The organism is Streptomyces sp. S07_1.15 (genome assembly GCF_020739505.1).
GTDB lineage: Bacteria > Actinomycetota > Actinomycetes > Streptomycetales > Streptomycetaceae > Streptomyces > Streptomyces xinghaiensis.
Window position 1 is genome coordinate 4,718,261 of the sequence record NZ_JAJBZK010000001.1, and the last position, 18,810, is coordinate 4,737,070.

15 protein-coding genes and 1 pseudogene are annotated in these 18,810 nt (G+C 75.0%); 12 read left to right on the forward strand and 4 right to left on the reverse strand.

Features of this window, described 5'->3' with window-relative positions:
• Nucleotides 1–33 precede the first annotated feature (33 nt).
• The 11 genes and pseudogenes from LIX60_RS20335 to LIX60_RS31775 all read left to right on the forward strand — a co-directional run.
• Nucleotides 34–1,242 (forward strand): cytochrome P450, encoded by a 1,209-nt coding sequence (locus LIX60_RS20335; RefSeq protein WP_227959753.1) that lies wholly within the window; start codon nucleotides 34–36, stop codon nucleotides 1,240–1,242.
• Complete coding sequence (locus LIX60_RS20340) at nucleotides 1,239–2,396, forward strand: CaiB/BaiF CoA-transferase family protein (protein ID WP_227959754.1); 1,158 nt, start codon at nucleotides 1,239–1,241, stop codon at nucleotides 2,394–2,396. The genes LIX60_RS20335 and LIX60_RS20340 overlap by 4 nt, the downstream gene beginning before the upstream one ends.
• Nucleotides 2,397–2,406: 10 nt before the next feature.
• Entirely contained in the window at nucleotides 2,407–4,023 is a 1,617-nt protein-coding gene (cimA, locus tag LIX60_RS20345) for a citramalate synthase (RefSeq protein ID WP_227959755.1), read from the forward strand.
• Nucleotides 4,024–4,050: 27 nt separating this feature from the next.
• Complete coding sequence (locus tag LIX60_RS20350; protein WP_227959756.1) at nucleotides 4,051–5,079, forward strand: ketoacyl-ACP synthase III family protein; 1,029 nt, start codon at nucleotides 4,051–4,053, stop codon at nucleotides 5,077–5,079.
• A gap of 90 nt (nucleotides 5,080–5,169) precedes the next feature.
• Nucleotides 5,170–6,174, forward strand: coding sequence for an aromatase/cyclase (locus LIX60_RS20355; RefSeq protein WP_227959757.1), 1,005 nt, complete (start codon nucleotides 5,170–5,172; stop codon nucleotides 6,172–6,174).
• Nucleotides 6,161–6,796 carry an antibiotic biosynthesis monooxygenase gene (locus LIX60_RS20360; protein WP_227959758.1) on the forward strand — a complete coding sequence of 212 codons (636 nt, stop codon included), beginning with the start codon at nucleotides 6,161–6,163 and terminating at the stop codon, nucleotides 6,794–6,796. The genes LIX60_RS20355 and LIX60_RS20360 overlap by 14 nt, the downstream gene beginning before the upstream one ends.
• Before the next feature lie 181 nt (nucleotides 6,797–6,977).
• Complete coding sequence (locus LIX60_RS20365; protein WP_227959759.1) at nucleotides 6,978–7,172, forward strand: acyl-CoA carboxylase subunit epsilon; 195 nt, start codon at nucleotides 6,978–6,980, stop codon at nucleotides 7,170–7,172.
• A gap of 56 nt (nucleotides 7,173–7,228) precedes the next feature.
• Nucleotides 7,229–9,070 carry a fatty acyl-AMP ligase gene (locus tag LIX60_RS20370; RefSeq protein WP_227959760.1) on the forward strand — a complete coding sequence of 614 codons (1,842 nt, stop codon included), beginning with the start codon at nucleotides 7,229–7,231 and terminating at the stop codon, nucleotides 9,068–9,070.
• Nucleotides 9,067–10,866, forward strand: a complete 1,800-nt coding sequence (locus tag LIX60_RS20375) for an acyl-CoA dehydrogenase (RefSeq protein WP_227959761.1) — start codon at nucleotides 9,067–9,069, stop codon at nucleotides 10,864–10,866. The genes LIX60_RS20370 and LIX60_RS20375 overlap by 4 nt, the downstream gene beginning before the upstream one ends.
• A gap of 70 nt (nucleotides 10,867–10,936) precedes the next feature.
• The gene (locus tag LIX60_RS20380; protein ID WP_227959762.1) at nucleotides 10,937–12,181 is read left to right on the forward strand and encodes an acyltransferase domain-containing protein; all 1,245 of its coding nucleotides are present in this window, start codon (nucleotides 10,937–10,939) and stop codon (nucleotides 12,179–12,181) included.
• Between the two features lie 424 nt (nucleotides 12,182–12,605).
• Nucleotides 12,606–12,821 (forward strand): annotated as a pseudogene (locus tag LIX60_RS31775) (4'-phosphopantetheinyl transferase superfamily protein); the annotation flags it as partial.
• 249 nt (nucleotides 12,822–13,070) lie between these two features.
• On the opposite strand, the gene LIX60_RS20390 reads toward LIX60_RS31775, so the two are convergent.
• From LIX60_RS20390 to LIX60_RS20405, 4 genes are all read right to left on the reverse strand, one after another.
• Nucleotides 13,071–13,685, reverse strand: a complete 615-nt coding sequence (locus LIX60_RS20390; protein ID WP_125622816.1) for a DNA-binding response regulator — start codon at nucleotides 13,683–13,685, stop codon at nucleotides 13,071–13,073.
• Nucleotides 13,686–13,739: 54 nt separating this feature from the next.
• On the reverse strand, nucleotides 13,740–14,990 hold the full coding sequence (locus LIX60_RS20395; protein ID WP_227959763.1) for a sensor histidine kinase: 1,251 nt from the start codon (nucleotides 14,988–14,990) through the stop codon (nucleotides 13,740–13,742).
• Between the two features lie 92 nt (nucleotides 14,991–15,082).
• Nucleotides 15,083–17,398, reverse strand: coding sequence for a TOMM precursor leader peptide-binding protein (locus LIX60_RS20400; RefSeq protein ID WP_227959764.1), 2,316 nt, complete (start codon nucleotides 17,396–17,398; stop codon nucleotides 15,083–15,085).
• Complete coding sequence (locus tag LIX60_RS20405; protein WP_039824057.1) at nucleotides 17,395–17,712, reverse strand: hypothetical protein; 318 nt, start codon at nucleotides 17,710–17,712, stop codon at nucleotides 17,395–17,397. Before LIX60_RS20405 ends, LIX60_RS20400 begins: the two co-directional genes overlap by 4 nt.
• Before the next feature lie 237 nt (nucleotides 17,713–17,949).
• Here LIX60_RS20405 and LIX60_RS20410 point away from each other — a divergent pair, with 237 nt between their 5' ends.
• Complete coding sequence (locus tag LIX60_RS20410) at nucleotides 17,950–18,744, forward strand: AfsR/SARP family transcriptional regulator (RefSeq protein WP_125622818.1); 795 nt, start codon at nucleotides 17,950–17,952, stop codon at nucleotides 18,742–18,744.
• Nucleotides 18,745–18,810: the final 66 nt, after the last annotated feature.

Consider the following 18,810-nt stretch of genomic DNA (forward strand, 5'->3'; position numbering starts at 1 on the left):
CACGCACCGAGCACCGCACAGAGAGGGAACGCGATGACCCAGGCCGCCACCGAACTCCCGGACTTCCCCTGGCACCGCGGCTGCCCCATGGCCGCCCCCAAGGAGTACGCGGAGATCCGATCCAGCGAACCGATCAAGAAGGTCCGGCTCGCGACCGGGCGTGTCGCCTGGGTGGTCACCCGCCACGAGCACGTCAAGGCGCTGCTGACCGACCCCCGCGCCAGCTCCGACCGGGCGCACGAGGGATTCCCGTACTACATCGACGTGCCGCAGCAGTTCCGCACCGAGGGCTCCTTCATCGGCTGGGACCCGCCCAAGCACACCCTGCACCGCCGGATGGCGGCGCTCTCCGGCGACTTCACCAAGCAGCGCGTGCGCCACATGCGCCCGCGGATGCAGGAGATCGTCGACGAGTGCATCGACCGGATGCTGGAGACCGGCCCCCCGGTCGACCTGGTGCACATGCTGGCCCTGCGGGTCCCCATGACCATCGTCTGCGAGATCCTCGGCATCCCCGCCGAGGACCAGGACTATCTGCACTCCTGCACCGACATCCTGTTCGGCGGGCGCAGCACCGCCGAGGAGCGCTCCGCCGCCATCGTCCGGGTCGGGAAGTATCTGGAGGAGCTGGTCGCCCGCAAGGAGGAGCACCCGGAGGAGGACCTGGTCAGCCGGATGATCGCCCGCTACCGGACGCAGGGCAACTACGACCGGCGCGAGATGTGCAACGTGACCCGGCTGCTGCTGAACGGCGGGCACGAGACCAGCGCCGCGATGATCGCGCTCAGCGTCATGTCGCTGCTGGAGAACCCCGAGCAGCTCGCGGCCTACCGGTCCGACCCGGAGCTGGCGCCCAAGGCGATCGAGGAACTGCTGCGCTATCTGTCCCCCGGCGACCTCGCCACCTCCCGGGTCGCGCTCGCCGACATCGAGATCGGCGATGTGGTCATCCGCGAGGGCGAGGGCATGATCCTGCTCGGCATGTCCGCCAACCGGGACCCGGACGTCTTCGACCGCCCCGACGAACTCGACCTGAGCCGGGGCGACCGCACCCACCTCGCCTTCGGGCACGGCGTCCACCACTGCATCGGCGCGGAGATCGCCCGGGTGGAACTGGACGTCGTCCTCAGCACCCTCTTCCGCCGGATACCGGAGCTGCGGCTGGCCAAGCCCTGGCAGGAGCTGTCCTACAAGGACGGCAACGTCATGTACGGCGTCTACGAGATGCCGGTGACCTGGTGACCGAGGCCCTGCCGGGGGCCGTGTCCGGGGCCGGCCCGCTCGCCGGGCTCCGCGTGGTGGAGCTCGCCGGGATCGGGCCGGCCCCGTACGCCTGTCTGCTGCTGGCCGAGATGGGCGCCGCGGTCGTCCGCGTCGACCGCCCCGGCGGCGGCCGCTCCTTCGCGGAGTGGCACCGGCTGCTGGACCGCGGCCGGCACCGCACCCTGGAGCTGGACCTGAAGACCCCGGAGGGCGCGGCCCGGCTGCTGCGGGAGGCGGCGGAGGCCGATGTGCTCGTCGAGGGGTTCCGGCCCGGCACCGCCGAACGCCTCGGTGTCGGCCCCGGCCCCTGCCAGGCGCGCAACCCGGGCCTGGTGTACGCCCGGATGACCGGCTGGGGCCAGGACGGCCCGCTGGCCGGCACGGCCGGACACGACATCAACTACCTGGCGCTGAGCGGCGCGCTGCACGCGGTCGGGGAGGAGGGCGGGCCCCCGGTACCGCCGCTCAACCTCCTCGGCGACTTCGCCGGCGGCAGCATGTTCCTGGTCGCCGGGGTGCTGGCCGCCCTGTACGAACGCCGGCGCACCGGCCGGGGGCGGATCGTCGACGCGGCCGTGGTGGACGGCGCCGGGTCGATGCTGGGCATGCTGGTCGCCATGGCCGGTGCCGGCCAGTGGCGGTACGAGCGGGGCGTCAACCTCCTTGACGGCGGCGCGCCCTTCTACCGCTGCTACGCCTGCGCCGACGGCCGCCACCTCGCCGTCGGCGCGCTGGAGGAGCCGTTCTACCGCGCCCTGCTCGACGGGCTCGGCCTGGACGGGCGGCACCTCCCCGACCGCTGGGACCGGGACAACTGGCCCGCTTTGCGGCAGCGGTTCGCCGCCGCCTTCGCACGCCGGGACCGCGACGCCTGGGCCGCCCGGTTCGCCGGCACCGACGCCTGCGTCACCCCGGTGCTGACCGCCGCCGAGGCCGCGGACCACCCGCACCACCGGGCCCGGCGCAGCGGCCCGGCCACCCCGGCGCCGCGCTTCCGGGACCCGGCCGCCGGACCGGCCGCTCCACCGGCCGGGCCCGTACCGCCGTTCGAGGCCGGATCGAGGACGGCTCCAGCCGGCCGCCCGACCGTGACCGGACGGTCGCGGACGCCGGCGACGACACCACCGAAGTGAGGGAGGGGCGATGACCGCGCAGCGCTTCCAGCTGTACGACACGACCCTGCGGGACGGAACGCAGCAGGAAGGCATGGTGCTGACGGTCGACGACAAGCTCGCCGTCGCCCGCCACCTGGACGCCTTCGGCGTCGGCTTCATCGAGGGCGGCTGGCCGGGCGCCGTACCGAAGGACACCGAGTTCTTCCGGCGCGCCCGCACCGAACTGCGCCTGGGCACCGCGGAGCTGGCGGCCTTCGGCGCGACCCGCAAGCCCGGCGTCCCGGCCGCCGCCGACCCGCAGGTGCGCGCACTGCTGGACGCGGAGACCCCCGTGGTGACCCTGGTGGCCAAGAGCCACCCGCGCCATGTGGAGCTCGCGCTGCGCACCACCCTCGCCGAGAACCTCGCCATGATCGGCGACACCGTCCGGCTGCTGGTCCGGGAGGGCCGGCGGGTGTTCGTGGACGCCGAGCACTACATCGACGGCTACCGGCTCGACCGCGGCCACGCGCTGGACGTGGTCCGCGCCGCCGCCGACGCCGGGGCCGAGGCCGTCGTCCTGTGCGACACCAACGGCGGCTCGCTGCCGGACGCCGTCCGCGCCGTCGTCACCGCCACCGCCGGGGCGACCGGGGTGCCGCTCGGCATCCACTGCCACGACGACTCCGGCTGCGCCGTGGCCAACACCATCGCGGCCGTGGACGCCGGGGTCCGCCACGTCCAGGGCACGGCGCACGGCTACGGCGAACGCTGCGGCAACGCCGACCTGTTCACCGTCGCGGCCAACCTCGTCCTCAAGCGCGGCCTGCCGGTCGTCCCGGCCGCCCGGCTGCGGGGGATGGCGCTCTCGGCGCGGGCCGTCGCGGAGCTCACCGGCGTACCGGGCCGGGCGGCCGCCCCGTACGTCGGCCCCGCCGCCTTCACCCACAAGGCGGGCCTGCACGCCTCCGCGCTCCGCGTCGACCCCGGCCTGTACCAGCACATCGACCCGGCCCTGGTCGGCAACGGGATGCGCACCCTCGTCTCGGACATGGGCGGCCGCTCCTCGGTGGAGCTCAAGGCCCGCGAGCTGGGCTACGAGGTCGACGCCGGCTCGGAGACGGTGGCGCGGGCCGCCGCCCGGATCAAGGACCTGGAGAACCGCGGTCACAGCTTCGAGTCCGCCGACGCCTCCTTCGAGCTGCTGCTCCGCGAGGAACTGGACGGCGCCGGCCGCCCCGCCCGCCCGTTCGAGGTGGTCTCCTGGGACGTCCGGGTGGACGCCGGCCCGGCCGGCCGGGCCCCGACCCGGGCGCGGGTGCGGCTGCGGATCGACGGGGTGCCGCTCGTCGCGGAGGGCGAGGGCAACGGCCCCGTCAACGCGCTCGACCGGGCCCTGCACGCGGCGCTCGACCCGTTCTTCCCGCAGCTCGCCGGGCTGGAACTGACGGACTACCAGGTACGGGTGCTGGGCCGCGGCAGCGAGGCCGCCGCCCGGGTCCTGATCACCTTCGGCGACGGGCGGCGCACCTGGGGCACCGTCGGCGTCGACGAGAACACGGTGGCCGCCTCCTGGCGCGCCCTGCTGGACGCGGTGCACTACGCGCTGCTCGACACGGCGGCACCGGCCGCCGCGGAGCCGTCCCGCTGCGCGGCGGCCGGCTGACCGGGATCACCGACAGGGGGAGTGGCTGTGCGCGTGGAGAACGTCTTCATACGGGGCACCGGGATCCGGCTGCCCGGATCCCTGCGGGTGGCCGACGCCGTGGCCGCCGGGGACTGCCCGGCCCGGCTGGCGTCGGCGACCGGCGTGCTGTCGGTGTCCCACTCGGCGGAGGAGTCGGCGGCCGAGATGGCGGTCGCCGCGGCCCGTTCGGCGCTGCGGCGGGCCGGCTCGTCCCCCGGGGACATCGACCTCATCCTGCACGCCGACACCTACCACCAGGGCCAGGACCTGTGGCCCGTCGCCTCCTACATCCAGCGCGAGACGACCGGCAACTCCTGCCCCGCGATCGAGATCCGGCAGATGTCCAACGGCGGCATGGCCGCCCTCGACCTCGCCACCGCGTATCTCACCGCGGCCCCGCACCGCTGCGACGCTCTGCTCACCACCGCCGACCGGTTCTGCGAACCCGGCATCGACCGCTGGCGCACCGACCCCGGCACCCCGTACGCCGACGGCGGCACCGCGCTGGTCCTCTCCCGGCGCGGCGGCTACGCCCGGCTGGTGTCCCTCGCCGTGCTCGCCGACTCCGAGCTGGAGCCGATGCACCGCGGTGACGACCCGTTCGGGAAGGCGCCGTTCAGCCATCGCATTCCGGTCGACTTCGAGGAGGCCAAACGCGCCTTCACGGCCCGCGCCGGCATGTCGTACGCCATCACCCGGGCCAACGCGGGCCAGCGGAGCGTCGTCAAACAGGCCCTGGCCGACGCCGGCATGGAACTGGCCGACGCCGACTGGGTGGTGCTGCCGCACTTCGGCCGCCGCCGCCTCAGCACCATCTACTACGGGCCGTACGGCATCGATCCGGCCCGCACCACCTGGGAGTGGAGCCGCACCGTGGGGCATCTGGGCGCGGGCGACCAGTTCGCGGGCCTGGACTACCTGGTGGGCTCCGGCTCGGCCGTGCCCGGGGACCGCTGCGTCCTCATCGGGGTCGGCGCGGGCTACAGCTGGGGCTGCGCGGTGGTGGACATCCTCGACCGGCCGGATTGGGCCTGACGGGACGCGCGCTCCACCGGGGCTCCAGCGCCCGCTGGCAGTCTGACAACCTCCGCCGTGCGAACGGCGTGACCGAAGGGAAGGTTCGCCGTGGCGCCGAACGCTACGACCGCTACGACAACGAGGACCACGCCCGCCGCCGGCGGCGGCGCGGCCCACCGCACGGAGCACACCGTCACGGTGGACGCGGCCCCGGCCGCTGTCTTCGCCCTGATCGCGGACGTCTCGGGATGGCCGCAGGTCTTCGGCCCCACCGTGCACGCCGAGGCGGAGGAGGAACCGGACGGCCGTCAGACGCTGCGGATCTGGGCCCTCGCGGGCGACCGGGTCCGGCACTGGACCTCCCGCCGGATCCTCGACGCGAGCGCGCGGACCGTGTCCTTCCGCCAGGTGGTGAGCGCCCACCCGGTGGCCGCCATGGGCGGCGAGTGGCGGGTCGAGCCGGTCGACGGCGGCGGCAGCCGCGTCGTCCTGCTGCACGACTACCGCGCCGTGGACGACGACCCGGCGGCCGTCGGGCTGATCGGGGAGGCCGTGGACCGCAACAGCCGCGCCGAACTGGCGGCCCTGCGGAACGCCGCCGAACTGGGCGCGGCGCGCGACGAACTGGCGCTCACCTTCGAGGACTCGGTGGACATCGCCGGCCGCGCCGAGGACGTGTACGCCTTCCTCGACCGCGCCGACCGCTGGCCCGAACGGCTGCCGCACGTGGCCCGCCTGGAGCTCACCGAGGACGAACCGGGTATCCAGCGCATGGACATGGACACCCGCAGCCCGGACGGCTCGGTGCACAACACCACCTCCGCGCGGGTCTGCTTCCCCGGCCGCCACGTGATCGTCTACAAGCAGCTCCGGGTGCCGGTGGCGATGAGCGTCCACACCGGGCGGTGGGAGATCGTGCCGCACGGCGAGGGGGTGCGGGCGACCTCCCGGCACAGCGTCGTCCTCGATCCGGAGGGCGTGCGGCACGCCCTCGGGCAGCAGGCCACGTACGCCGAGGCCCGCGCCCTCGTCCGCCGGGCCCTGGGGACCAACAGCACCACCACCCTGCGGCACGCCAAGGAGTTCGCGGAGGCCGTACGTGCCCGGACGTGACCTCAGCAGGCCCCTGGCCGTGATCAACCGTTTCACGGTCCGGGGGGATGTGGAGCGTTTCGAACGGGAGTTCAGGGAGCATTCGCAGTATCTGCGCCGCCAGCCGGGCTTCGAGTTCCTGGTGACCGTGCGGCTCGTGGAGCGGCCGGACGTCTATGTGCACCTCGGCCACTGGAACCGGCTCGACAGCTTCCTCGCGGTGGTGCACGACGACGTCTTCCTGTCCCATGTGCGGCGGCTCGGCGCCATGGTGGAGACCGAGGCCGACCAGGCGGTGAGCGTCGCCCGCCGGACCCTGGAGAACGCGGTGGTCGGCGCGGCCAACGTGGTGCTCGTCCATGCCACGGTCGTGGGCGAACACCGCCGGTTCGAGGCGGGCTTCGCGGAGCTGACCGCCTCCTGCGAGCGGCTCGGCGGCTTCGGCGGCAGCGATCTGCTCCGCTCCACCATCGACCCGCGCCGGTACACCGGCCTGCTGTGGTGGCGGGACACCGGCTCCTGCGACCGGGCGCTGAGCGACCCGGGCTTCGCCGACTGGCGCGCGCGGCAGGCCGGGACGGCCGTCCGGCTCGTGGTCGAACGCACCCGGCACGTCGCGTACGAACGGATCGCGACCGACTGATCCCCGGGGGCCCCGGGCCCCTGGGGGCCCCGGGCCCACGGACTCCCCGCGCCCCGCGGGCCTCTTCTCCGCACCCGCACACCGCACCTCCGCTCCCGGGCGAGCCGGGGACCACGCGTCCCCGGCTCGCCCGCGTTCCGCACACAAGTGCGGTTCGAGCGGCCGGGCGCACCCTGCACCCATGGCGAACGAGACGCGACTCACCGTCGTACGGGGTCGGCCGGACGAGGCCGAACTGGCCGCCGTCACCGCCGTGCTGCTGGCACGGCTGCGCGGTGCCCGCGGCCCGGACGCCGAACCGCCACCGCCGCGCGCCGGCTGGGGACCGGGCACGGACCGCTTCCGGCCGCCCGTGACCTGGTCCGCCCGCGCGTGACGGTGTTCGAGCCGCCGCCGGCCGGCGACGGTGTCCGCGACATGTGAGGGGGAGCGTTGTCCGGCTACCGGAACTTCACAGAACTCGTCCAGGCGAGGGCAGCACAGGCACCCGACCGGGAGGCCCTCGTGGTGCTGCCCGACACCGAGGAGCGGGGCCGGGCCGAGACCGTCTCGTACCGGGCGCTCGACGCGGGCGCCCGGCGGCTGGCCGGCTGGCTCCAGGACCGCGGGGCGGCCGGTGAACGGGTGCTGGTGCTGCACGCGGACCGCCGCCTGTTCGCCGTCTCCTTCCTGGCCTGCCTCTACGCCGGTGCCGTCGCCGTCCCGGCACCGCCCCCGGCGGGAGGCCCCGGCCGAGGGAGCCACCACGAGACGCGGATCGCCGGCATCGTCAAGGACGCCGCGCCCTGCGTCGTCCTCACCGACGCCGCCGCGGCCCCGGAGGTCTCCCAGCTGCTCGCCCGCTCCGGCCACGGCGGCGTGCCCTGCCTGGCCGCCGACGTGGTGCCGGGCTCCGCATCCTGGCGCCCGCCGGAACTCGGCCCGGAATCGGTGGCGTTCCTGCAGTACACCTCCGGGTCCACCGCCGAGCCGCGCGGCGTGGTGGTCACCCACGGCAACCTTCTCGCCAACCAGCGGGCGATCTGCCGGGCGCTGGGCACCGTCCCCGCCACCCGGATCGGCGGCTGGCTGCCGTTCCACCACGACATGGGCCTGGCCGGCCAGCTGCTGCACCCGCTGTGGCTCGGCGGCACCTCCGTGGTGCTCTCGCCGGAGGCGTTCGTGCGGCGGCCGGTCCGCTGGCTGGAGGCGATCGCCCGGTACGGCGTCACCGTCAGCGCCGCCCCGGACTTCGCGTACGACCTGTGCGTGCGCAGGATCACCGAGGAGCAGGCCGCGGGTCTCGACCTGTCCGGCTGGGAGACCGCCGTCAGCGGCGGCGAGCCGGTACGGGAGGAGACACGGCGGGCCTTCACCGAGAAGTTCGCCCCGGCCGGGCTGCGGCCCGGCGCCTTCACCCCCTGCTACGGGCTGGCGGAGGCCACCCTGCTGGTGACCGGCGCGGCGGCGGACCGGAGAGACGGGGCCGCGGCCGCCCTCACGGTGGACGCGGCCGCCCTCGAACGGCACGAGATCGCCGAGCCGGTCCCCGGCCGCCCCGCACGGACCCTGCTCTCCTGCGGCCCCGCCGCCGCCGGCACCGAGGTGCGCATCACCGACCCCGACAGCGGGCGGGTCCTCCCGGAGGGCGAGATCGGCGAGATCCTGGTGCGCGGCGCCGGCGTGGCCCGCGGCTACTGGAGACGGCCCGCCGAGAGCGCCCGGACCTTCGGCGCCCGCACACCGGAGGAGCAGCGCGCCGGCGAACCGCCCGCCGCTGCCGGGACGCAGGGTCCGCGGGGGCCGGAGGGGCCGCGGGGGCCGGAGGACACCGCCGGCCACCTCCGCACCGGCGACCTCGGGACGCTCCACCGCGGCGAGCTGTACGTCACCGGCCGCCTCCGCGACATGATCGTGGTGGCCGGGCGCAATCTGTACCCGCAGGACCTGGAACGCACCGTGCAGCGCGTCAGCGCCCTCTTCGGCGCCGGCACCGTCTTCGCGGTCCCCGGCGAACGCGAACGGGTCGTCGTCGTCCAGGAGTTGCGCGCCCGCAGCCGCTACGACGTCGATCTGCCCGGTCTGGCCGCGGCCGTCGAACGCTGCCTGGCCGAGGAGTTCGAGATCAGCGCGGGCGGGGTGCTGCTGGTCCGCTCCGGCACGGTGCGGAGGACGACCAGCGGCAAGGTCGAGCGCGCGGCGATGCGCGGGCTCTTCCTGCGGGGCGAGCTGAAACCGCTGCACCAGCGGCTCGACCCCGAGGTCACCCCGCTGCTGCCGGCGGGTGGACGGTGACGGGGGCGGGAACGGGAACGGGGCCGGGGCCGGAGCGGCCCGAGGAGCGGATCGACCGGCTGGAACGGGCCTTCGGCCCGCTGGAGGAGCCCGGCAACCCGCTGGGCCAGGACGCGCTGCTCGCCGCCGACGCGCGCGGCGAGGTCCCGCCCGGGGCCGAACGCGTGCTGGACGAGCAGGACTTCAACGCCGAGTTCGTCCCCGCGCCGCTCGGCGGCCGGCTCGACCGGCTGGACGTCCTGGGCCGGGTGCTCCGCCCCGTCTTCCGCCGCGACGCGTCCCTCGGCTTCGGCTACGGCCTCAACTGCTTCTTCTCCGCCGTCCCGGTCTGGACGGCGGGCCGTGCCGAGCAGCGGCACCGCGCCGCGCGGCTGCTGCTCGGCGGTGACCGGATCGCGGTCGCCCGGCACGAGGTGGCGCACGGCAACGACTTCGTGCGCGACGAGTTCGCCGCCGTACCCGACGGCGCCGGCGGCTTCCTGCTCAGCGGCCGCAAGTCCGTGATCGCCAACGCCGCCCGCGCCGCCGGGCTCGTCGTCTTCGCCCGGACCTCGGACGCCCCCGGCGGGCTCAGCCACTCCGTCCTCCTCCTCGACCGCCGGGAACTCCCCGCCGGCCGGCTGCGCCACCTCGGCCGGCACACCACCACCGGGATGCGCAGCGCCGAGTTCGGCGGCCTGGAGGCCGTGGACTGCCCCGTACCGGGCGAGGCCCTGATCGGTGGGGCCGGGGACGGCTACGAACTCTCCCTGCGCTCCTCCCTGGTGATCCGCGGCCTCATCCCCTCCATCGTGCTCTCCGGCGCGGACACGGCCCTGCGCACCGTGGCGGGCTTCGCCGCCCGCGGCCGCGCGGACGGGCGGTCCCCGCTCGACGGGCGGCACGTCCGCTCCGTGCTGACCGGCGCCTTCCTCGACCAGCTGCTCAGCGACTGCCTGGCCCTGGTCGCCACCCGCGCCCTGCACGTGCTGCCGCGCAGCATGAGCGCCTACGCGGCCGCGGCCGCCTATGTCGCGCCGAAACTCGTCGCCGAGTCGATGGACGCCCTGTCGGCGGTGCTCGGCGAGGGCACCTTCGCCGAGGACGGCCGGTACGGGATGTTCCGCAAGCATCTGCGCGACCTGCCGGTGACCTCCCTCGGACACGCGGGCAGCGCGGGCCGCCAGGTCAGCATCCTGCCGCAGCTCCCCTTCTTCGCCCGGCACGCCTGGTTCTCCGACCCGGAGCCGCCCCCCGCGCTCTTCCGGCTCCACGGTCCGCTGCCGCCGCTGGACCTGAGCAGCCCCGCCCTGCTCGGCGGCTCGGACCCGCTCGCCGCGACCCTCGTGGAGGGCGCGGCCGGGGAGCCCGCGGACAGCCCGCTGCACGCCCCGCTCACCGCCCTCACCGGCGAACTCCGCGAACTGCGGAAGGAGTTCGCCGCCATCGAGCCGGGCGACCGGGCCGCTCTGGTCAGCTCGTACAGCTTCGGTCTCGCGGACCGCTACGCCCTGCTGCTGACGGCCGCCGCCTGCCTCGGCGTCTGGCGCGCCCAGCTCCACGGCGACGACGGCGACGGGGGCCGTGACGGCGGCGGGCGTGACGGCGGGGGCGACGGGGGCGGCGGCGGGGCCCGCGCGGACGCCTTCCTCGCCGACCCGGCCTGGGTGACCGCCGCGCTGCACCGCCTCTGCCACCGGCTCGGCCTGCAGCTGCCCCCGCCGCCCGAGGAGGCCGGACGCCGGGTCGTCGCCGAGGTGCTCGCCCGGCTGCACGGCCGGCGCAGCTACGACCTGTACGGCACCGCCCTGGCCTGACCGCGGCCGGCCGGCGGAGCCCCCGGCCGGCGGCGGCGGACCACCCGCAACCGATGAGAAGGAGGAGGCCATGTCCCTGCGGCCCCCCAGCGACGCGCGCGAACCGGACTTCCCGGCCTGGCTGGCGGGGCGTCTCGCCGGCTACCTCTGCCGCGACATCCCCGAGGACGCGGACTTCGCCGAGTACGGCCTCGACTCCGTGGCCGCCCTCGGCCTCTACGGCGACATCGAGGAGGAGTTCGGCCCGCTGATCGAGCCGACCGACATCTGGGCGTACCCCACGATCCGGCAGCTCGCCCGCCGCCTGGAGCTGCGCCTGCCGCGTCCGGGCGGCGGCGACTCCGTCCGCGCCGCCTTCGTCTTCACCGGCCAGGGCTCGCAGCACCCCGGCATGACCGCCGGGCTCTACCTCGACTCCGCGGGCTACCGCGGCCGGCTGGACGAGGCGGCCGAGGCGGTGCTCCCGTACACGGGCCGGTCGATGGTGGACCTGATCCTCAGCGGCGACGAACGCGTCCACCAGACGGCGTTCGCGCAGCCGGCGCTGTTCGCCGTCGGGTACGCGCTCGCCCGCACGCTTCAGGAGGCGGGGGTCGAGCCGGTGGCCGTCCTCGGCCACGGCATCGGCGAGTTCGCGGCGGCCGCCGTCGCCGGGGCGCTGACCCTGGCCGACGCGGCGAAGCTCGTCGCCGTGCGCGGCGCCTTCATGCAGTACCTGCCCTCCGGCGGCGGCATGCTGGCCACCTGCGCCACCCCCGGCGAACTGGCGGAACTGACCGCCGCCGAGCCGGACGTGGGCATCGGCGCGGTCAACGCCGCCCGGGCCACCGTCCTCTCCGGCGACCTCGGCGCGCTGGAGCGGCTCCGCGACCGGCTGGAGGCGGACGGCATCGCCTGCCGCCCGCTGCGGGTGACGCACGCCTTCCACTCCCCGCTGATGGAGCCGGTGCTGCCCCGGTTCGAGGCGGTCGCCCGGCGGCTGCCCGGCGGCCCGCCGCGGCTGCCGTACTACTCCACCGTCCACGGCCGGTTCACCGCCGAGCCGCTCTACGCCCCGTACTGGACGGAACAGATCACCGCGCCGGTCCGCTTCGCCGACGCGGCGCGGGCACTGCTGGCGCAGCAGGTGCCCACGCACATCGTCGAGATCGGCCCCCGGGTGGTGCTCACCCCCTTCCTGCGCCGCCTGGGCGGCACGGACGGGCCGGTGTGCCTCCCCGCCTGCCCGGGCCCGCGGAGCGACGCGGTCGACCTGGCCGGGGTCTGCTCGGCCCTGGACGCCTGGCCGCTCGCCGGCTCGTCGGCGGGCGTCTGAGGTGGCGGCGGGATCCGCGGGACGGATACCCGCGCCGGTGGCGGTCCCCGGCCCGGACGGCCCCTGGCCCCGGGTGCGCGGGACGCTCGCCGCGGCCGGCACCGTCCTGCTGTACGGGTACCAAGGGGACTGGCTGGGCTCCGCCGGGGACCCCGGCCGGCTGCGCCCGCTGCTGGGCCGGGACTGGAGCCGCTACGCCTCCCTCACCCACCCGGTGACGCGGCGGCGGTTCGCCGCCTCGCGCCTGGTGCTGCGGCACGCCGTCGCGGCGGTCATCGACACCGCGCCGGATCTGGTGGACCTGGCCTACCAGCCGGGCGGGCGCCCCTTCGTCCGCGGGTGCGACCAGATCGACGTCAGCCTCAGCCACACCGAGGAGGTGATCGTGGTGGGCATCACCCGCCGCGGCCGGCTCGGCGTGGACGTGGAGCGCGCCGACCGGCGGCTGGCCGGGACGGGTTCCGAGCCGCGGACCTGCACCCCGCACGAGTATGCGGCGCTGCGCGCCACGGCGGGCCGGGAGCGCAACGACGCCCTGGTCCGGCTGTGGACGCTCAAGGAGGCGTACAGCAAGGCGGTCGGCCAGGGACTGCGGTTCCGGTTCACGGAGTTCGGCTTCGACCCGGCCGCGCCGGGGGCGGAGCGGGGCGCCCGCCTGGTGCGGCCGGACGGGACGCCCGTGGACGGCGACGAGTGGGCCTTCGCCACCTTCCGGGTGGGCCGCTATGTGCTCAGCGCCGCGGTCTGCGACGCCGGGTTCGGCGGGGGCACGGACCTGTCCGTGCGGACCGCGCTCGACGAGGGGCTGCTGGACACCCTGCTGCTGGGCGGCCCGGGCGGCCCGGGCGGCCAAGGAGCTCCGGGCGGCCATGGCGGTCCGGGCGGCCGGTCAGGGGATCCAGCCCGCCTCCTCGGCGATCCGGATGGCGTGCACCCGGTTGCGGGCGTTCAGCTTGGTGACGATCGCCGTGAGGTAGTTGCGGACCGTTCCCGTGGTCAGGTACAGGCAGCCGGCGATCTCCGCGGCGTCGGCGCCCCGCGCGGCGAGGCGGAGTACCTCGGTCTCCCGCGGGGAGAGCGGGTTCTCCGGGGAGTCCCAGGCGGAGAGGGCGAGTTGGGGGTCGATGACCCGCTGTCCGGCGGCGACGGTCCGTACCGCCTGGGCGAGCCGGTCGGGCGGCGCCTCCTTGAGGAGGAAGCCGGAGACCTGGGCGGTCATCGCCCGGCGGAGGACGCCGGGGCGGCCGAGGCTGGTGAGGATCAGGGTGCGGCAGTCGGGGAGCCGCGTCTGCAGTTCGGCGGCGGCCGTGAGGCCGTCGGTCCCGGGTAGGTCGACGTCGATGACGGCGACGTCGGGCCGCGCCGTCAGGGCGGCCGCCACGATGAGGTCACCGCGGTCGACGGAGGCGACCACCTCGAAGTCCGGCTCCAGTTCCAGCAGGGCGATCAGAGCTCCTCTGATCATGTGCACGTCTTCGGCCAGCAGGATCCTCACGGACAGCATTGGTTCCCCCAAACCAAGGTGTCGCCCTGTGCCGCTGCACGGAGCGGGTGCGCGTCATGCCGCGGTGACCGCCGCGGCCGGGGGGCCGGCGGCGCCGTCCCCGGGGATACCGGTGCCGAGCGGCCGGGCGGGAGCCTCGGCCAGTAATCGGAAACGGCCGTCCTCCTGGACGCCGGCCTCCACCCGGCCGCCGATCGCGGAGAGCCGGGTGTGCAGATTGCCGAGACCGCTGCCGCTGTGGGGGGAACGGTGCCGGGTTCCGGTCACTCCGTCGTTGAGCAGGGTGAGCCGCACGAGGTCGCCGTCCGCCTCGGCGGTGATGGTGCAGTTCTCCACCTTGCTGTGCCGGAGCACGTTGGTCATGCCCTCCCGCAGGGTGGTGGCGAGCACGGTCTCGACCACCGGGTGCAGCCGGCCGGTGGAGATGGAGACCTCCGCGGCGACGTCCGCCGTGGCCAGGATCCTGGCGGCCGAGTCGGCCTCGTCGGCCAGGGACATGTCCCGGTAGCCGCTGGCCACCAGCCGCACGTCGGCCAGGGCCTGCCGGGACACCTCCAGCACCGAGGCGATCTCCTCCCGCGCCCGGTCCGGGCGGCTGGTGATCAGCCGATGTATCAGCTCGCTCTTGAGGGTGATCGCGGAGAGGCTGTAGCCGAGCAGGTCGTGCAGGTCGCGCGCGAAGCGCAGCCGTTCCTGGCTCACCGCCATCCTGGCCAGCTCGCCGCGCGAGGCGTGGACCTCGGTCACCAGGTCGGAGAGCCGGGCGGTGCCGTAGAGGATGACTCCGGCCATCATCGTCGAGGTGGTCAGATACACGACCATGACGATTCCGGAGCCCTCCAGCAGCGACAGCGCCAGCATCCCGGCGGCGATCAGGGCGAAGAGCGGCCAGGCCGCCCGCGGAGGCAGCAGCAGCAACAGGGAGCCGGCCAGGGGACCGGCCATGCTGCCCCACTCCAGCCCGAACACGGCGAGGGGCAGATAGGTCAGGGCGGCCTGCGCGCCGAGGGTGAGACCACGGCGGCGCAGGGGCCACCGCCGGGCGCGGGGCGAGACGTGGAACAGCTGCAGCGCGAAGACCGCGGCCACGCAGACCAGGCAGACGGCGAGCCGGCCTGCGGTGGCCCCGCTCCACAGGACGTTCAGTACGGCGATCCCGCAGTAGTACACCAGCACGCCGACCGTGATCGTCCTGGCCAGCCTCGGCGCGGGAAGAGCCGGGTCCGGGACCGGCCGGTCCCCGGGTGAATCGGGGGGCCGGCCGGAGGGCACGCCGTTCTCGGCACCAACCACGCGGTCGATCACCAGATTTCTCCTCGCCGGAAACCTCGGGTATGGACCGCATATTATGGCCAACGGTTTTCCCGGGCCCATGGTTGAGGAATGGTCATCCGGGTTCAGACGAAGAGCGGAATGGGATTCACGGCACCGTAGGGCGTGCGCCGGCCGAGACGGCCGAGGGCCACCGGTACGTCGAAGAGACGTCCGGGAGCCAGCCGGGCCCAGAAGTGCCGCATCCCCGGCGCCAGTACCTTGACGACCGGTAATCCCACGTCAGGCCGGGTTTGGTCGAGGACCAGCAATTCCATGCCGTGGGCACGCACCAGGGCGTCGGCCGCCTCGATGTCCTGCCGCAGATCCGGGCGCGGCGTGTGGTCCCAACTGCCCTTGCCCCGGGGGGACTCGGCTGGATCCGGGACGAGATATGGCTGATTCCGTATGGTGGCCGAGGACCACCAGGAGACCAGCTCCCGGCCGGCCGGCGGATACTCCCCGTCGTCCCCGGCACCGGCGACCGGGACCAGCAGCTGGCTCATCTCGGTGACCGCCCGGCGCAGCGCGAGCCGGGGGTCGAAGTGCGCCCCGAAGCCGAAACTGATGTCCTCGGCCGCCTTGTCGGTCCGCCGGGAGACCGCCGCCATGACCGGAATGCCGAAGTCCGCGGTCAGGTCCAGCACCCACAGCGCGCGGTTCATCCGCGCGTGAGCGGTCCGTGTGGTCGCCAGCCAGGGCTCGTCGAAGGCGTCGAGGTCCACCGGGGCGTGCCGGGTGCGGTTGTACCACCACAGGGCCACCGCGTCCCGCTCCACCAGTTCCAGGAAACCCTGGACGATGGCGTCCTCCAGGCTGCTGCCGGCCGCGTTGCCGTTGGAGTCCGCGCGCGGCACGCCCTCCTGGTCCGCCCCGTGGCCGAAATACAGCATCGACGTCGGCAGCATCCGGCGCGTCCCCGAGGAGAGCGACCAGACCGGCGTCCAGTCCACCGGGCGGTCCGCGTCGAACGGCGCGCACACCTGCTGGAACAGCGGGTGCGTGGCGTTCCAGCGCTCGCGGTCGCGGAACTGCTCCTCGGCGAAGAGCTGGCAGGCGTTGGGGTGCACGGCCTCCTCCCCGAGGCCGCGCAGGGTGTCCCGCACGGTGGCCTCGTCGCCCTGCCGGGTTGCGGAGAAACGTTCCACCGCCTCGCAGAGCGCGCCGAGTTCGGCCTCCGCCGCCGTCACCCCCTTGCCCCCGCTCAGACTGCGCAGCCCGCCCCGGACCTCGGCCAGCGACCGCGGGCCCAGGGCCAGATTGCGGCCGGACGTACAGCAGTTGAGACCCTCGGGCAGCCGGGGGTCGTGGCGGAGCCCGGTGACGATCCCGGTGACCGGGCTCACCAGATGCCCGTACCGCTCGCGCACCTGCTCCGGGGCGAGGGCACGGTCGTTGGCACCGCCGTACGCCGCCTTCGGCCGCGACGCGACGGTGACCGGCCGGTTCCCCAGCGCCGTGACCAGCCCGGCGTCCCCGCACGCGGGGCACTGCGGCCGGCGCCGCACCCCGTGGTGGGTGGTGCGCAGGCTCAGCGTGTCCAGCGTGCACACCGCCCGCTGCGCCTCGTGCCGGGCCCCGGCCAGCCACTTCGCCGCCTCCAGCACGGCCGTGTGCAGGCCCAGCGACCGACCGGCGGCGAGCGAGGCCGCCGGGCGCCGCACCGGCTCCTCCGTCCCCAGGGCCCGCTGCACCGGGATCTCCGACTGCCGGTGGGCGCGCAGCCGGTGGGCGAGACAGGACCAGCAGGGCCCGTCGCCCGGCCGGAACACCGGCCCCACCCAGGGCTCCGCGCCGCACGGCTTGGCCAGCAGCCAGGGCCGGCCCGCGGCCCGGTGCCGGGCGTCGACCGCCGCCAGCCCCGGCGCCAGGTAGTCGTCACAGAGCACCAGGGAGAACACGGCCTCGCCCGTGCCCGTACCGTCCGGCTCCGGACCGGTGGGCGGACCCGCCACGGCCAGCCCGGACGCCCGGCAGGCCGCGAGGGCCTCCCCGGCGTCCACGCGGCCCACCGTGACCAGCCGTACGGTGGCCCGGGCCAGGGCCGCGGCGGCCCGGCCGGCGTCGAGCCCGGCCAGATCCCAGTAGGCGGCGGCGGAGTCCGGCACCGCGGACGCCGGCTCCGCGGGGTGGTAGCCGACGACACCGGCCCGGGCCAGCTCACCGACCACCCGCCCCGCCTCCGCGACCGGGACCGCGGAACCGGCGTCCCGCAGCAGCCCGGCGAGCGTGCGGGTGCCGTCCAGCAGCGGTGCCAGCGCCTCCACATGCGCGCCGTGCAGGGCCGAGACACCGCGGACGGACAGCAGGTACACCGCCTCGCCCGGCACCACCTCGACCCGGAAGTGGCGCTTGAAACCAACGAAGGGTCGTCCCCCGGCGGCCTCTTCGGATGTCCTCACACGCCCACCGCCCCCGGGCCGGCGGCCGGCAGCGGGGTGGGCTCGGGCCCGGGCACCACGGTGCAGCCGAGCGTGGGTGCGACCAGGGCGAGTCCGTCCGCCCGGTCGAGTTCCTCGACGACGACCGACTGCCCGGTGTAGAGCGGCTCGGCGGCCGACAGGCCGAACTCCTCCAGCAGGGCCGCGGGGTCGTCGGCGCAGCGCCGGGCCAGCTCCGGCTCCAGCCCGGTGCGGGCGGCCAGTTCGGCGAAGCGGAGATCGTCCTGCAGGGTGTACACGGCGTCGGCCGCGGTCTGGGGTGCGATGGTGGCCATGACCATTCCTCCGTTGGATCGACGAGCCTGGGTTCGACGGATCGTGGAGAAATTGTGTGGTGGGAAGCCCTTTCACCGGCAGTGCCGAACTCATCCCCTCGCCATGAGATTTTCATGATTGCGCTCATGAGCCGCTCACTGTCGGCTCAAGGGGCGGAGTGCGAGTCTCGACCGCATGCTCCGAGAAGACCCGCCGGCGGACGGCCGGTGCGGACGGCTCGAAAGGGGAGGAGCACTGTGGACATCAAGGTATTGGGCCCGCTGACGGCGCAGGAGCGCGGAATCTCGGTGGTGCCGACCGCCGCCAAGCCCCGCCAGATCCTCGCACTGCTGGCACTCCAGGCCGACCACGTCGTCACCGTACCCACACTGATGCAGGAGATCTGGGGAGAGGACGTCCCGCGCAGCGCCGCGACCACACTGCAGACGTACATCCTCCAGCTCCGCCGCAAGATCGCGACCGCGCTCGGCGGCGACCCGGCGCGGGACGCCAAGGACGTCCTGGTCACCCAGCACGGCGGCTATCTGCTCCAGGTGCAGCCCGGGCAGGTCGATGTCCAGGAGTTCGAGCAGCTCGCCGCCTCCGGCCGCGCCGCCCACGAGGCCGGCGACCACCGCGCGGCCTCCCGGCTGCTGCGCGCCGCGCTCGACCTCTGGCAGGGCCCGGCCCTGGTGGACGTGCGTGTCGGCAGCGTCCTCGAACTGGAGGTGCTGCGGATGGACGAGGACCGCATGGCCGCCCTGGAGCGCCGCATCGACGCCGATCTGCGGCTGGGACGGCACACCGAACTCGTCCCGGAATTACGGGTGCTGGCCGCCCGGCACCCCATGCACGAGAACTTCTGCGCCCAGCTCATGCTGGCCATGCACCGGGCCGGCGGCGCCTGGCGGGCCCTGGAGGCCTACCAGCGGCTGCGCGGCACCCTCGTCGACGAGCTCGGCATGGAACCCTCGCCGAAGCTCCAGCAGCTCCACCACGCCGTGCTCTCCGGGGACCCGCGCCTCGACCTGACGGTGCCCGCCGCGGGCTGAACCGCCCCGCGCCGGCCCGCCCCGCGCCGGCCCGCCCCGCGCGCAACCGATGCGCGGCGCGCCGCC

What these genes read in the sequence shown, in the direction of transcription:
- LIX60_RS20335 (WP_227959753.1), top strand. Translation starts at nt 34, where the DNA reads ATGACCCAGGCCGCCACCGAACTCCCGGACTTCCCCTGGCACCGCGGC.
- cimA (WP_227959755.1), top strand. Translation starts at nt 2,407, where the DNA reads ATGACCGCGCAGCGCTTCCAGCTGTACGACACGACCCTGCGGGACGGA.
- LIX60_RS20365 (WP_227959759.1), top strand. Translation starts at nt 6,978, where the DNA reads ATGGCGAACGAGACGCGACTCACCGTCGTACGGGGTCGGCCGGACGAG.
- LIX60_RS20380 (WP_227959762.1), top strand. Translation starts at nt 10,937, where the DNA reads ATGTCCCTGCGGCCCCCCAGCGACGCGCGCGAACCGGACTTCCCGGCC.
- LIX60_RS20390 (WP_125622816.1), bottom strand. Translation starts at nt 13,685, where the DNA reads ATGCTGTCCGTGAGGATCCTGCTGGCCGAAGACGTGCACATGATCAGA.
- LIX60_RS20405 (WP_039824057.1), bottom strand. Translation starts at nt 17,712, where the DNA reads ATGGCCACCATCGCACCCCAGACCGCGGCCGACGCCGTGTACACCCTG.